We start from the raw sequence: 13,575 nt of genomic DNA on the forward strand, positions 1-13,575 counted from the left end.
AATAATGTGGGAATCGGGCGGGTTGTCCCCGTGCGATCACTCAGCAGGGTGGAGAGCATTCGCGCGTAGAAAATGGCTCAGAAAGTCATCGTGATCGGAGCAGGAATGGGCGGGCTGGCCAGCGCCGCTCGGCTCGCTGCGTCAGGTTACGACGTCACTGTGGTCGAAAAAGAGGAAAGCGTCGGCGGTAAAGCGCGGCGCGTTCTGGTCGATGGCCAGCAGGTCGATGGTGGCCCCACGGTCTTCACCATGCGCGATGTGTTTGACGAGGTTTTCGCAAGGCTTGGTGAGCGCCTGGATGATCACGTCAATATTCGCCGCGCCGATGTCATCGCCCGCCATGCTTGGGATGAAGGCGAAACGCTTGACCTGTTTGCCGACCCATTGCGTAGCGAAGAGGCGGTGGGTGATTTCGCAGGAGCAGACGCTGCCGCTGGTTATCGCCGGTTCCGCCACGCGACGCGCGAGATGTATGACATTTTGAATGAGCCGATGATGCGCGGGGACAATGTCTCGACCCCGCTGCCGCTGCTATGGCGCATTGGTCTTTGGCGTTTTGACGCCTTTGCCAAGATGCGCCCGCACCAGAACATGTGGCGCGCTTTGGCCGGGTTCTTCCCTGATCCGCGCCTCCAACAATTGTTCGGCCGCTACGCCACCTATTGCGGCTCCTCCCCTTTCGCAGCGCCCGCGACCCTTATGCTGATCGCACATGTTGAAGCGACAGGCGTGTGGCTGATCGATGGAGGGATTCACGCGCTGGCTGAGGCTTTGCGCAAAGTGTGCGAGGCCAAAGGCGTGCGGTTCCGCATGGGCGTGGGCGTGGCGGAAGTTCTGAGCGAGCGTGGGCGCGGTGCGACCGGAGTGCGGCTTGCTAATGGCGACCGGATCGAAGCGGACGCCGTCATCTGCAACGCAGATCCCAATGCGATTGCGACCGGAAAGTTTGGCGCGCAGCCGAGCAAAGCTGTGTCAGCGCTGGCACCTGCAAAACGCTCTCTATCCGCCAATGTCTGGTACGCGCATGCCGAAACATCCGGTTTCGACCTGTCGCATCACAACGTCTTCTTCTCGTCTGACTACAAGCGTGAGTTTGATGAGATCGCAGGTGGCCGATCCCCCAGCGAACCCACCGTCTATGTCTGCGCGATGGATCGCAGCGGTCATACCCCGGACGCTCACACATCCAGCGCCGGCATTCGAGAGCGCTTGCAAATCATCGTCAACGCACCGGCTGACGGCGACACCCGTTCCTATTCACCTGAGGAGAGAGAGCAATGCACAAAGGCGATGAAAGCGACATTGGAACGCTGCGGCCTGAAGCTGGAGGACGAGGCACCTCACCAACTCATGACACCTCAGGATTGGGAGGCGCTGTTCCCGGCAACGGGGGGCGCTCTATATGGCAGAGCGTCGCACGGCTCGGCGGCCTCTTTTCTGAGACAGGGACCGCGCACGCGGATGCCGGGTCTGTATTGCGCAGGGGGGGCGACGCACCCGTCTGCCGGGGTCCCGATGGCCGCCTTGTCCGGGCTGCTGGCCGCGAAGAAGGCACACGCGGACCTCGTTTTGACCAGGAAATCGAACCGGGTGGCTATAGCTGGTGGTACGTGGATGCCATCAGCGAAGACGGACGCCACGGGCTGACGCTGATCGCCTTTTTGGGCAGCGTTTTCTCGCCCTATTACAAAGCCAGCGGGCGTGGGCGTCCGATGGATCATTGCTCGCTAAATGTCGCCATGTACGGCCCACAACATCGCTGGGTTATGCACGAGCGGCCTTCGGGCGATGTTGAGCGCGATGACAAGACGTTGACCATTGGCACCAGCCAAGTGCGCTGGGATGGCAGTGTGCTGGAGATCGACATTGAAGAGCGCGATACGCGGCTGTTTAATCCCATCCACCGACGAGTATGCGGCAAAGTTCGTGTGATCCCGGAGGCGCTAAATCCCACCAGTTTCGCGCTGGACCCTGCGCAAAATCACATCTGGCACTGCATGGCCCCGCGTGCCCGGATCGAAGTGGAGATGGAGCGGCCTGACCTCAGCTGGTCGGGCGAAGGATATTTCGATCACAACCGCGGGCGTGAACCCTTGGAAAGCGGATTTCGCACCTGGCACTGGTCGCGCGCGCATATGAAATCGGGCGCAGTCGTCTGCTATGAGGGCGAGCGCGGTGATGGCTCCCTTTTTGCAAGCGCTATACGCTTTGATCGCGAAGCTATTCCGGTGGAAGTTGACCTTCCCGCCATCGCGCCTTTGCCCAACTCACGCTGGCAAATCGGGCGGCGGACGCGGTCTGAGATTGGCGTGGCTGAAGTGCGACGAACTTGGGAGGATACGCCCTTCTACGCGCGATCTGAACTTGCATCTAAACTCTACGGGGAAGAGGTGATCGCGGTTCAGGAGAGCTTGGACATGCGGCGGTTCGCTTCGCCCGTGGTTCAGTTTATGCTGCCGTTCCGGATGCCTCGGCAATCGGTGAGGTAGGGGCGCGCTTTAGCTGTCTTCCTGCTCTTTTGCCGCTGCCTCTTCGGCCGCTTTGCGCGCGCGGCTTTCCTTTAGCTCGCGCTTCATTTTGAGCCATTGCCACAGGCCAAAACCCATCGCTATCCCGTAGAAGAAAACAAGCTCAATCCAGGCAAAGTTCTCCATGATCTGGTCCTCCTTAGGCGGGCTGCGATAGATATTCAGCGCTGAACGCGCGGATCAGTTCCACTGTGCGCTCGGGCGCTTCTTCATGCGCAAGATGGCCGAGGCCGCTGAGCACCTCGAGGCGCGAGGTGGAAAGCCACGAATTCGCCTCGCGCGCCCAATCGAGCGGGATCGCAGCGTCTTTGTCTGAGTGTACCAGCAGCACCGGGTTTGCGATTTCGCTCATCCGGTTCCGCAAAGTGGGCAAATCCCAATTCGCCATCATCGCCAGTGCGCCTTTGGTGTGGCGCGAATTGGCAAACAATGCCTCATAACACGCCATGCCTTCTGCGCCGATTGTCGAGCCTGTAGAACGGATCAAAAACCGCTCTGCCTCCCCGCTACGCTCAGCGAGTGAGGAAAAGACACGCGGCACGAAGGGGTTCACAAACAGCAGCTTGGCAAGCGCGGGAAACAGTTGGGCGGCAGGGCCAGGGAAAGGGCGAAGCGCAGAATTCAGCCCCACAACGGGCCCCGAAAACCCGTGATCGAGCGCCAATTGCAGCGATAAAGCCGCGCCTGCGGAATGGCCGACAATCATGTCCGGCTGAAAGTCCAAATGGGCCAAGAGCCCTGCGATCTCGCGCGCCATTCGGGGCAGCGACATCACCTCTGGCGGGTGGCCGGTGGTGAAGGCATGGCGCGGCAAGTCTGGGGCGAGCCAATCTAATTGCTTGGTTAGTAGTGGGATCATTCCGGCCCATGAATGCACCGAACCGCCAGTGCCATGCAGCAGCAGAAGTTTTGGCTTGCCCGTGTCTCCCGCCGTTTGGATATGCCACCGCGCGCCACCTGTTTTCACGAAATGCGAGGTGTCTCGGCCCGGCCAAAGCAGGCCTTCGCGCTCCCAATTGAGGGGCCTACTCATGGGGAGAGCCTCACGCGGCTTCTCGTGTCTTTTCAGAGATTGCCTCATGCAGCGCCTTCGCATCGGCGCGCGGCAAAGCGAGATAGCGGCCTTGGAGGTTATTCGCCAGCATCGGCCCCTCGCGCCCCGGTCTTGCAGAGATATCGACCACCAAAGCGTCGAGCCCCTCCCGCGCAATTGCCTTTGCTGCGGCTTCAGCGTCTTCGCCCGCCTGCTTGCGCCCCGGCGAGCCGTCAGCGCCGATGTTCGCACGCCCATCAGTAAGGATCACAAGGCTCGGCGTGCGCCCTTTGCTCGCGACTGATCGAGCCACTTCGCGCGCTGCATTCAGCCCCATGGCAAGCGGTGTGCCGCCGCCTCCGGGTAGTTCCGCTAAGGCGCGGCGGGCCCGCGTGAGTGAGCGGGTGGGGGGAGAAGCAGCTCTGCTTCCTCTCCGCGAAAGGCGATCAGCGCGACTTCGCTGCGCGTGACGTAAGCTTGTGCGAGCATCAACTCGACCGCGCCTTTGGCCTCGGCAAGCCGCGCGGCAGCGGCTGACCCCGAAGCGTCGACCGCAAAGATCGTAACGCGCGCGGACTTTTCCTCGAACCGGCGCACGCGCAAATCTTCCTTGCGCATAATGATCGGGGCGTCGGGGTCTGAGCCACTTTCGCGTCGCCGCACAGCTTGCCAAGGGACCGCTGCGCGCAATGTGTCGATGAGCGCAAGCCGCGCGCCGCCTCGCGGCATTCCGGGCCGCGCGCCCAAAGGTTTGCCGCGAAGGCCCGCTTTACGCTTTTGCCCTGTGCCGATGGCGCCCTTTCTTGGCGCTTTGCCTTTGGCCAGTTCAGCGAGCAGGTCTTTGGGGATTGAGGCAGCGGCGGCAGCGACGATCAACTCCTCCAGCGACATCTCCGAATTGTCGCCGTCATTGTCCGACGGGTCGGAAGAGCTTTCCGGCGGTGGCGGAGGAGGCTCGTCGGGCGCTTCTTCAGCTTGAGGCGGAAGCTGCTTGGCGAGCGGTGCAAGCACTAAGCGCGCGGCAGCCTCCAGATCCTCGTTCGTCGCCGTGCCGCGTCCGGCCAAAGCCGCATGACTGCACGCCGCTTCGCTCGCGAATAGCAGGGGTCTTAGTGAGTGAATGCCCAAAGCCGCAGCTGTCGCCGCGAGAGCTTGGAGGCCATTTTCATCTAGAGTTGCTGTTGCATTAGGGGGATTGGGGAGCGGCGCGCATTCCGCTTCGCGCGATGTGCCAAGGTCGCAATGAAACGCGGCTCGTTCTAGCAATGCTGGCCGCGGCGTATCCTCAGGCTCAATTCCATCGTCGAGCAGCACCAGTGCAATGCGGCGGTCATCCAAAGCCTGCGCCAAGCGCCCAGCAATTCCCGGCTCCATCCGCTCGGCCATAGGCACAACAAGCACTCCGCCTTCGGCCTCTGCCAATAGCCCGCGCGTCTCGACCGGTATGCCCGCAGCAAGGCTGGCGGCGATGTCGATCCCGCCAAGCAAGCGCTCATCTTCAACATGTCCGGGCAGGCGGCGGGTGGGTAAAGCTTGGCTGATTGCCGACACTAAGGCGTCGCGAGCAGGCGATGCACCGCGCAGCGCGATTGCGCCGAATTTTGCAGGTTTCGCGGCGAAAAGTGTTGCCGCGAGATGCGCGTTTTCAAGAGGGTCCGGGCTCGCCGGATCGTTCACCCGAACAGCTCGTCAATCGCGCGAGCAATGCGCACGGTCGATCCCGTTTCATCAAGCACATCGCGGCGCAGGCGGTGGCGTAGGGCCGATGGCGCAACGGCGACTAAGTGTTCGCGCTTCACCTTGCGCGCGCCTTTAAGCGCCGCCAGCGCACGTGCAGCGCGCATCAAAGTCAGCTCTCCGCGCAGCCCATCGGCTCCAACGGCAAGGCACAGGTGCGCGGCATCGGTCAGCACATCGTCGCCCGCTTCCAGCTTAGCCAGCTTGGTTTTTCCGCGCGCGATTTGTTTGAGGATTTTCGCGTCTTCATCGGCCCAATCAGCGGCAAAGCCTTCGGGATCACGTTCGTTCGCGGCGACGAGGCGCATGATTTCGACCCGCGTTTCGATGGCTTCTGGCGTGCGCACTTCGACAGAGAGGCCGAAGCGGTCGAGGAGTTGCGGGCGCAGTTCGCCCTCTTCGGGATTGCCTGAGCCGATCAGCACGAATTTTGCCGGGTGTCGGACCGACAGCCCTTCGCGCTCGACGACGTTTTCGCCGGAGGCTGCGACGTCCAGAAGCAGGTCGACCAGATGGTCTTCGAGCAAGTTGATCTCGTCGATGTAGAGGAACCCGCGATGCGCCTTTGCCAGTAGGCCGGGTTCGAAACCCTTCTCGCCCGAACGCAATGCACGCTCCAGATCGAGCGAACCGATCACCCGGTCTTCGGTCGCGCCCAGGGGCAAGTCGACAAAGGGCACGGCGCGTTTGCGCAAAGGGCCTCCGCCGCACACATCGGGATAGCTTTGCGCATCTTCCTTGGAGCCGCCATAGGCGCAATTCGCATGGGCAGTGATTGGCGGTAACAGCCCAGCCAGCGCGCGCGCGGCGGTGCTTTTGCCCGTGCCGCGGTCGCCAAAGACCATCACGCCGCCAATGCTGGGATCGACCGCCGCAATCAGCAGCGCCTGCTTCATCTCGTCTTGTCCGACGATGGCGGAGAAAGGAAAACGGGCCATGTGCGGCCTCTTTTGAACACTTATGGCGCATTCGACAAGCTTGCATGACAGTTGCGCTGACAATTCAGCCTGACACTTGTCTCGCTTTAGGACTTGCCCACGCGGTTGAGCAGCAGCACGGGGAGCAATCCGGCCGCAAGAAGGATCAGCGCGGGGATCGATGCTTCGACCAGCCGTTCATCGCTGGCGAGGCGATAGGTGCGGGTTGCCAAAGTCTCCAAGTTGAAGGGACGCAGGATGAGTGTTGCGGGCAATTCGCGCAGGGTATCGATGAAGACTAGCGCAGCGGCGGCCGCGAGGCTGGGGGAGAGCAGCGGCGCATAAATTCGCGTAAGAACACGGGCAGGTTTGGCGCCCAAGGATCGCGCGGCGTGGTCCAAATTCTCCGGAATTTTCGACAGTCCCCCATCGACCGAATTGAACGCGACGGTGAGGAACCGCACGCTGAGCGCATAGATCAGGATCACACTCGTGCCTGTCAGGATAAGCCCGCCCGTATAGCCCAAGCTGTCACGCGAAAAGCGAGTGAGCGAGATGTCGATCGCGCCCAACGGGGCGAGCAATCCAACCGCCAATAGCGCGCCCGGCAAAGCATAGCCCAATGTCGACACTCGGATGGCGCCACGCACAGCCCATGAGTTTGACCGCGCTTTCGCAAAAGCCAGCAGCAATGCGGCCAACACGCAGACAATCGCCGTCGAAAGTCCCAACCAGAAACTGCCGCTGATATAGCTGCCAAGATCGCGCATCGCGCCAATCGCGGCCTCGCTGGGTGCCATTGAGAGGAGGTGCAGGGCAGGGATGCCAAAGCCCAGCAGCACGGGCAATGTGCAGGCGAGGGTAGCGAACCATTGACCGCGCCGCGATAGCTGGATGAGAGGCTCATCCGCGCTGTTCGCCACATCCTTGCTGGTCACACGGCCAGAGCGTGTGCGCGCCTCAAACGCGATAAGCGCAATCACGAATAGCAGCATAAACGCGGCGAGCTTTAGGGCTGCTTGCTTGTCCCCCATCGAAAGCCAGCTGCGGAAAATGCCTGTGCTGAATGTGGGGATGGCGAAATATTGCGCGACGCCGAAATCCGCGAGCACCTCCATGCACACTAGCGCCAACCCGCCAGCGATCGCGGGCCGGGCTCCGGGTAGGGCAACGTGCCAGAACGCGCCCGCCGGCTTTGCGCCCAGGCTGCGCGCTGCTGCAAATTGCCCAACGCTTTGCGCGGCAAAGGCACCGCGCGCGAGCAGATAGACATAAGGGTATAGGACGATTCCCAGCACAAAGGCTCCGCCGGGTAGCGAGCGGATTTGTGGGAAGGAATAGTCGCCCACTCCCCATCCGGTGATACCGCGCAGCGCGGCTTGAACAGGCCCGGAGAAGTCGAGCAGGTCGGCATAGATATAGGCCGCGATATAGGCGGGTACGGCGAGTGGCAGGACCAGTGCCCAGCTCAGCGCCCCGCGCCCCGGAAAGCGCGCCGCGCTCACCAACCATGCACAGCCTGTGCCGACCACCAGTGCAAGGCCGCCTGCCAGCACCATCAGCAGCAGCGTGTTAAGCGTGTAAGTGCCCAGCACGGTGCCTGCGAGATGAGTAATCGCTTCGAGGCCGCCAGCGGGCGCGGACACAACAATGGCTAGTATCGGCAAAGCTGCCAGCGCAGCAATCACAAGCGCGCCGATTGTCCATGCGTCAAGCTTTAGCCGGGCGATCAAACCGCCTGTGCTTGCTTTCTCCTGTGGCATTTGCGTAAGGCTTCTCACCCGCACGCACCTTTACCTGCGCTTATTCGCGCATCATGCAGGACAGTATTGTGAGCCTTGAATTTCGACATATTGCCCATGCGTATGGAGAAGTGATGGCGCTGCATGACGTGTCCTTTACAGCGCCCCCCGGTGAAATCACCTGCCTGCTTGGATCGTCTGGCTGCGGGAAGTCAACCTTGCTTAAGCTGGCCGCGGGCCTCTTGGAGGTTCAGCAGGGCGAGGTGCTGGTGGATGGAGCGCTGTTGGCTGAGGTTGGCAATTGCCCTCCACCAGAGGACCGCCCGGTGGGTCTGGTGTTTCAGGACGGCGCGCTGTTTCCGCATATGACAATCGCGCAAAATGTCGCTTTTGGCATGGAGGCCAGCGAGCAGGGACTTGTCGGTGGCTGGCTCGAACAGGTCGGGCTGGCTGGGCTGGGTGAGCGTTATCCGCATGAGCTTTCCGGCGGGCAGCAACAACGCGCAGCGGTGGCGCGCGCGATGGCGCCGGGGCCGCAAGTCCTGTTGATGGATGAACCCTTTGCCAGCGTCGATATTGTTCTGCGTCGGAACTTACGGCGCGAATGCCGCCGTTTGCTGAAAGCGCGCGGGACAACGACAATTTTGGTGACGCATGATCCCGAAGAGGCGCTCGATATCGGGGACAATATTGCCGTGATGGATGCCGGGCGCATCGTGCAGTTCGGCACGCCGGAGGATTTGCATGAGCGACCAGAGGCGGCATCCGTTGGTGCGATTTTCGGCGGCGCGCAAATGGTGCCTGCGACGCGCGAAGGCGGCTTTTTGCTGACCGAATTCGGCGACTGGCCGGTAAGCGTGCTTGCGCAAGGCGCGCCAGATGACGAAGCGCTCGACCTGCTGATCTATGCTGAGCGGCTGGCCTGTGTGCCGGGCAAACAGGGCCTCGCGATCCGTGATTTACACTCCATCGGCGGCGCAAACCGCGTCTTGTTCCAAGGTGCAAACGGCGGGGAGATTACCGCAGAGACCACAGTGGCCGTCGATGCGAGCGCGCTTTACACCCCGACCCCGCAGCCGGGCAGCGTATTGGCATTCTCACGAAAATAGAGCTTGCAATTGCCATTCTACTATTGCAACGCATTCGCAATAAAGCTCGGAAGGAACTTTCATGAAGCGTAATTTTCTCGCCGCCGCCACCATTTTGGCGGGCGCATTGGCGATTGCTGGCTGTGCTGAAACTGAAGATGGTTCGGCTGATGGAGTGGCTGATGCGGGCGAGGTGAACCTCTATTCCTCGCGCCATTACGACACCGATCTGGCGCTGTATGATGACTTCACCGATCAAACCGGGATCAAGGTCAACCGGATTGAAGCGGACGCAGACGCGCTGATCGAACGGATTCAGAGCGAGGGCGAGTTTTCACCCGCTGACCTGCTCATCACCGTTGATGCTGGTCGCCTGTGGCGCGCTGAGGAGGCGGGTATTCTGTCTGCGGTTGAAAGCGACGTGTTGACCGAGCGTTTGCCAGAGCACCTCCGGCATCCCGAAGGCCTTTGGTTTGGCCTATCCACCCGAGCGCGCGTAATCATTTACAACAAGGACAAAGGCAATCCGAGGGAGCTTTCCTCCTACGAAGACCTAGCCAACCCGGTCTTCAATAATTCGATTTGCATCCGTTCCTCCTCGAACATCTACAATATTTCGCTGCTCTCCAGTATCATCGCCAATCGCGGCTCAGATGCTGCCGAAGATTGGGCGAATGGCGTCGTCGCCAATTTCGCGCGCGATCCGCAGGGCAATGATACCGCACAAATTGAAAGTGTGGCCAATGGCGAATGCTGGATTGCGGTAGTGAATTCATACTATTTAGCGCGCTTTGCTGGTGGAGACCGCGAACAGCGCGCGATCTTTGATGCGCTGGGTGTGATCTTTCCGGATCAGGATGGTGCAGGCACTCATATCAATGTCAGCGGCGCGGGCGTTGTTGCCAATGCGCCCAACCGCGATAATGCGATCCGCTTCCTCGAATATCTGACCTCGGAAAGCGCGCAAAAGTACTTCGCAAATGGCAATAATGAATATCCGGCCGTCCCTGATGTTGTGGCCAATTCCTCCGTCGAAGAGATGGGTGAGTTCAAAGCGGACACACTGAACGCCGCGCAAATCGGCGCGAATAGCCGCGAGGCTGTCGAGATATTCGACCGCGCTGGCTGGAACTAATATGGCAAGCGCAGGAGAGCACGGTTTCAAGCCGTGCTTTCCTTGCGCATCGCTAAACTACCTTGAATAGCGCCCCCCAAACGTCCATCTGCGCCGTCATATCAAGGCGAGAATTACGCCTGACACCCGAGAGTTTGAAGGTTTGACGTTTTGACTGACACCGCGACCACATCACCGATCCCACCACGCGAAGCTTTTCAGGAAAGCGGAGCGATTTCGGTTGAGACCATTACCGATGTTCACCAGTGGAACGATGATCTCTTCAGCTTGAAGATGACGCGGCCCGCAAGCTTCCGCTTCCGCTCTGGCGAATTTGTGATGATTGGTCTGCCAAAGGAAGACGGCAAGCCGCTGCTGCGCGCCTATTCGGTGGCGTGTCCATCCTACGAAGAGGAGCTCGAATTCCTCTCTATCATCGTGCAAGACGGCCCGCTCACATCGCGCCTGCAACACATTAAGCCGGGTGATCCGATCTACCTTGGCAAAAAGCCAACTGGCACGCTCGTCACTGATGCGCTGCTGCCGGGCAAGCGTCTGTTTATGCTCTCCACAGGAACCGGCCTCGCACCGTTCATGAGCCTTGTGCGCGATCCGGAGGTCTTTGCTATGTATGACGAAGTGATCGTCGTACACTCGGTGCGCCGAGTGAAAGATCTTGCCTATCGTGATCTTCTGGAATCGAAGCTTGAAGGTGATCCGCTGCTCGAAGACGAAGACCGCGCGAAAATCATCTACGTGCCCACTGTGACCCGCGAAGAATTCCACACGACCGACCGCATTCAGGTGCTGATCGACGATGGCCGCTTGTTCAAGGACAGCAAGGGCCCGCAAAAGTTCGACCCTGAAACAGACCGCGTGATGCTGTGCGGATCAATGGCGATGATCAAAGACCATGCGGCGGATTTGGAAGCGCGCGGCTTTGAAGAGGGCGCGAATAACAAGCCCGGTCAGTTTGTGATCGAACGCGCCTTTGTCGGCTAAGCTTTCCGCATTTCTACTGAGCCAAGAGTTCAGTTTGGGTTCACGGTCATCGGCGCAGCTTCCCCTCGGTGAAAACAGGAGGTGTGGCAATGTCGGTTCAATCTTTGTTAGCGAAATCCCTTTCAACAGCTGCAATCGCTGCTGCGGTTCTGGCGCCCGCGGCGCTTTCGGCGCAGGCTCTTTTCCCGGTTGAACGATCAAGCACCGTCCCGCGTTATTCGCTGATGCAGCTCACTGTGACGGCTGATAAGACCCCGATGCCGGAATTTCAGTCCATGACACAGGAGATCAAATCCTGTGGAGACGCCTATCAGGTCGCGCAAAGCCTGGACGCAGATGTCGTGCGCAATCGCTTTGTTGGCCAAACGTCCCTGCCAGAGGCTCTGCAAGAGCTATTGAGAGACCTACCCAGCGGCGAGGCCACTCCGGTTCTCACCACAGATGGTGAAACTTTGCGTGTGCTGGTGATCTGCAACCTGGTCTAGGCCTCACAAAACGCACTTTACATTGCTGTCTCTCTCAGGTCAGTTGCCACTCGCAACCTGACCACTGGAGAGAATGCCCGCAATGCTCAACGTAGCCCACCGCACAGCCTATAACGAAGACCACGAAGCGTTCCGCGATACGGTTCGCAAGGTCTTTGCAGAGCATATGGAGCCTCACCTCGACCAACATGAGGAAGAGGGCGTCGTGCCGCGTGAGGCATGGAAAGCGTTGGGTGATGCAGGGCTGTTGTGCCCCACGGTCGCTGAAGAGCATGGCGGGCTGGGGCTCGATTTCGGCTTCAACTGCGTGCTCGCTGAAGAGCTTAGCTACATGGGCTCGTCCGCTGGCTTCACGCTGCAAAACGACATCACCGTCAATTACTTTGAGCGGCTGGGAAGCGACGAGCAGAAAGCGAAATATCTACCCGGCATGATCTCGGGTGATTGTATTACCGCGATTGCAATGACCGAACCGGGTGCTGGCAGTGATCTTCAGGGGATCAAGACCACCGCAGTTGAGGATGGCAATCACCTCGTCATCAATGGCTCCAAAACCTACATCACCAACGGCCAGAACGCGGACGTAGTCATCGTGGTTGCAAAGACTGACCCGAGCGCAGGGGCCAAGGGCACCTCACTGATCCTGGTCGATGCTGACACTCCCGGCTTTGAACGCGGGCGCAATCTCGACAAGATCGGGCAACACTCCGCCGACACGTCCGAACTGTTCTTTGCCGATGTACGCGTGCCTAAGACCAACATTCTGGGCGGCGAAAATCGCGGCTTCATCCACTTGATGGAAGAGCTGCCGCAAGAGCGCCTTTCTATCGCCGTCTCCGCCATGGGTGGGTCGCAGCGTGCGTTTGACGAAGCTGTGAACTTTACCAAGGATCGCAAGGCCTTTGGATCAACCGTGTTTGAATTCCAGAACACCAAATTCACGCTCGCGGACTTGGCGGCAAAGCTGCAAGTCGGCTGGGCGCATCTCGACTGGGCCATCGCCCGCCACCTTCGCGGTGAACTGACCACAGGCGAGGCGTCTGCCGCCAAGCTGTGGCACACCGAAATGCAATGGGAGATGGTCGATGCCGCGCTCCAACTCCACGGCGGCGCTGGCTATATGAACGAATATCCGATTGCCCGCCTATGGCGCGATGCGCGCGTGCAGCGCATCTATGGCGGCACGAGCGAGATCATGAAGGAAGTCGTGAGCCGCGAGATTTAGAGATCTGTCGAGACTATCAAACCGGGCGCCTGGGAGGGCACGATGACGCTTAAACTATTCCATTCACCCGGTACGCGCTCGATCCGTACGCTTTGGCTGCTCGAAGAAATGGGGCTGCCTTACGAATTGAAGAGCATCAAATATGATGGTGCCTACTTCGCATCCGATGAGTTTCGAACAATCAATCCGATGGGGAAGGTTCCTGCGCTCTATGATGGCGACACCTTGATCGCCGAATCCGGCGCAACGCTCGAATATTTGCTGGGTCGCTATGGACCAAGCCCTCTGAGTGTCACCGCCGACAATCCTGAGTATGGAGCGTACCTCCAATGGCTGCACATGGCCGAAAGCGGTATGGCCAATTACATCGCGGTTAGCTTTGGTCATGCCTCTGGCTTGGACAAATACAAGGTGACCGACGAGTTTGACGGTTATTGCCGCTATCAGATCGTCAAGGCGCTTGAGATGCTTGAGAACCAGTTGGAGGACCGCGAGTATATTCTGCGCAGCGGCTTTAGCGCCGCCGACATATCAATGGGATACACACTGTTTTTTGCGCAGGCCTGCACGGGCGTAGAGTTCACAGATCGGGTCGACGCCTATTTTGCCAGGCTCAAATCACGCCCTGCATTTCAAAAGGCGCTTTCCGATCTGAAGCCGCGCAAATCCTCCTAACGTCTATTCGATCCCAACTGATTGAGAGC

At 59.8% G+C, this 13,575-nt stretch carries 14 protein-coding genes; 8 read left to right on the forward strand and 6 right to left on the reverse strand.

The features are described from left to right. Nucleotides 1–72: 72 nt before the first annotated feature. Nucleotides 73–1,647, forward strand: a complete 1,575-nt coding sequence (gene crtD, locus AC0V6N_RS01895) for a 1-hydroxycarotenoid 3,4-desaturase CrtD (RefSeq protein ID WP_486169902.1) — start codon at nucleotides 73–75, stop codon at nucleotides 1,645–1,647. Then, nucleotides 1,611–2,489 carry a hydroxyneurosporene dehydrogenase gene (locus AC0V6N_RS01900; protein WP_486169903.1) on the forward strand — a complete coding sequence of 293 codons (879 nt, stop codon included), beginning with the start codon at nucleotides 1,611–1,613 and terminating at the stop codon, nucleotides 2,487–2,489. Before crtD ends, AC0V6N_RS01900 begins: the two co-directional genes overlap by 37 nt. A 9-nt stretch (nucleotides 2,490–2,498) precedes the next feature. Here AC0V6N_RS01900 and AC0V6N_RS01905 read toward each other — a convergent pair whose 3' ends face one another. From AC0V6N_RS01905 to AC0V6N_RS01930, 6 genes are all read right to left on the reverse strand, one after another. Next, entirely contained in the window at nucleotides 2,499–2,654 is a 156-nt protein-coding gene (locus AC0V6N_RS01905; RefSeq protein WP_486169904.1) for a hypothetical protein, read from the reverse strand. Between the two features lie 13 nt (nucleotides 2,655–2,667). Further along, a complete protein-coding gene (bchO, locus tag AC0V6N_RS01910) occupies nucleotides 2,668–3,561 on the reverse strand; it encodes an alpha/beta fold hydrolase BchO (RefSeq protein ID WP_486169905.1) in 894 nt (297 codons plus the stop codon). A 10-nt stretch (nucleotides 3,562–3,571) separates the two neighbouring features. Next, the gene (locus AC0V6N_RS01915) at nucleotides 3,572–3,898 is read right to left on the reverse strand and encodes a hypothetical protein (RefSeq protein WP_486169906.1); all 327 of its coding nucleotides are present in this window, start codon (nucleotides 3,896–3,898) and stop codon (nucleotides 3,572–3,574) included. A 35-nt stretch (nucleotides 3,899–3,933) separates the two neighbouring features. After that, the gene (locus AC0V6N_RS01920) at nucleotides 3,934–5,238 is read right to left on the reverse strand and encodes a magnesium chelatase subunit D (protein WP_486169907.1); all 1,305 of its coding nucleotides are present in this window, start codon (nucleotides 5,236–5,238) and stop codon (nucleotides 3,934–3,936) included. Further along, on the reverse strand, nucleotides 5,235–6,236 hold the full coding sequence (locus AC0V6N_RS01925) for a magnesium chelatase ATPase subunit I (protein ID WP_486169908.1): 1,002 nt from the start codon (nucleotides 6,234–6,236) through the stop codon (nucleotides 5,235–5,237). The genes AC0V6N_RS01920 and AC0V6N_RS01925 overlap by 4 nt, the downstream gene beginning before the upstream one ends. Before the next feature lie 86 nt (nucleotides 6,237–6,322). Continuing rightward, entirely contained in the window at nucleotides 6,323–7,978 is a 1,656-nt protein-coding gene (locus AC0V6N_RS01930; protein WP_486169909.1) for an ABC transporter permease, read from the reverse strand. 68 nt (nucleotides 7,979–8,046) lie between these two features. On the opposite strand from AC0V6N_RS01930, the gene AC0V6N_RS01935 reads away from it, so the two are divergent. The 6 genes from AC0V6N_RS01935 to AC0V6N_RS01960 all read left to right on the forward strand — a co-directional run bounded on the left by AC0V6N_RS01935 (nucleotide 8,047) and on the right by AC0V6N_RS01960 (nucleotide 13,546). Further along, nucleotides 8,047–9,066: an ABC transporter ATP-binding protein gene (locus AC0V6N_RS01935; RefSeq protein WP_486169910.1), complete on the forward strand. Its 1,020-nt coding sequence runs from the start codon at nucleotides 8,047–8,049 to the stop codon at nucleotides 9,064–9,066. Between the two features lie 61 nt (nucleotides 9,067–9,127). Then, the gene (locus AC0V6N_RS01940; RefSeq protein WP_486169911.1) at nucleotides 9,128–10,180 is read left to right on the forward strand and encodes a Fe(3+) ABC transporter substrate-binding protein; all 1,053 of its coding nucleotides are present in this window, start codon (nucleotides 9,128–9,130) and stop codon (nucleotides 10,178–10,180) included. 150 nt (nucleotides 10,181–10,330) lie between these two features. Next, nucleotides 10,331–11,161 carry a ferredoxin--NADP reductase gene (locus AC0V6N_RS01945; RefSeq protein ID WP_486169912.1) on the forward strand — a complete coding sequence of 277 codons (831 nt, stop codon included), beginning with the start codon at nucleotides 10,331–10,333 and terminating at the stop codon, nucleotides 11,159–11,161. Nucleotides 11,162–11,250: 89 nt separating this feature from the next. Then, the gene (locus AC0V6N_RS01950; RefSeq protein ID WP_486169913.1) at nucleotides 11,251–11,646 is read left to right on the forward strand and encodes a hypothetical protein; all 396 of its coding nucleotides are present in this window, start codon (nucleotides 11,251–11,253) and stop codon (nucleotides 11,644–11,646) included. Between the two features lie 82 nt (nucleotides 11,647–11,728). Further along, nucleotides 11,729–12,871: an acyl-CoA dehydrogenase family protein gene (locus AC0V6N_RS01955; protein WP_486169914.1), complete on the forward strand. Its 1,143-nt coding sequence runs from the start codon at nucleotides 11,729–11,731 to the stop codon at nucleotides 12,869–12,871. Between the two features lie 42 nt (nucleotides 12,872–12,913). Further along, the gene (locus tag AC0V6N_RS01960; protein ID WP_486169915.1) at nucleotides 12,914–13,546 is read left to right on the forward strand and encodes a glutathione S-transferase family protein; all 633 of its coding nucleotides are present in this window, start codon (nucleotides 12,914–12,916) and stop codon (nucleotides 13,544–13,546) included. The last annotated feature ends 29 nt before the right edge of the window (nucleotides 13,547–13,575 follow it).

Source organism: Erythrobacter sp. S57(2025) (assembly GCF_057365055.1).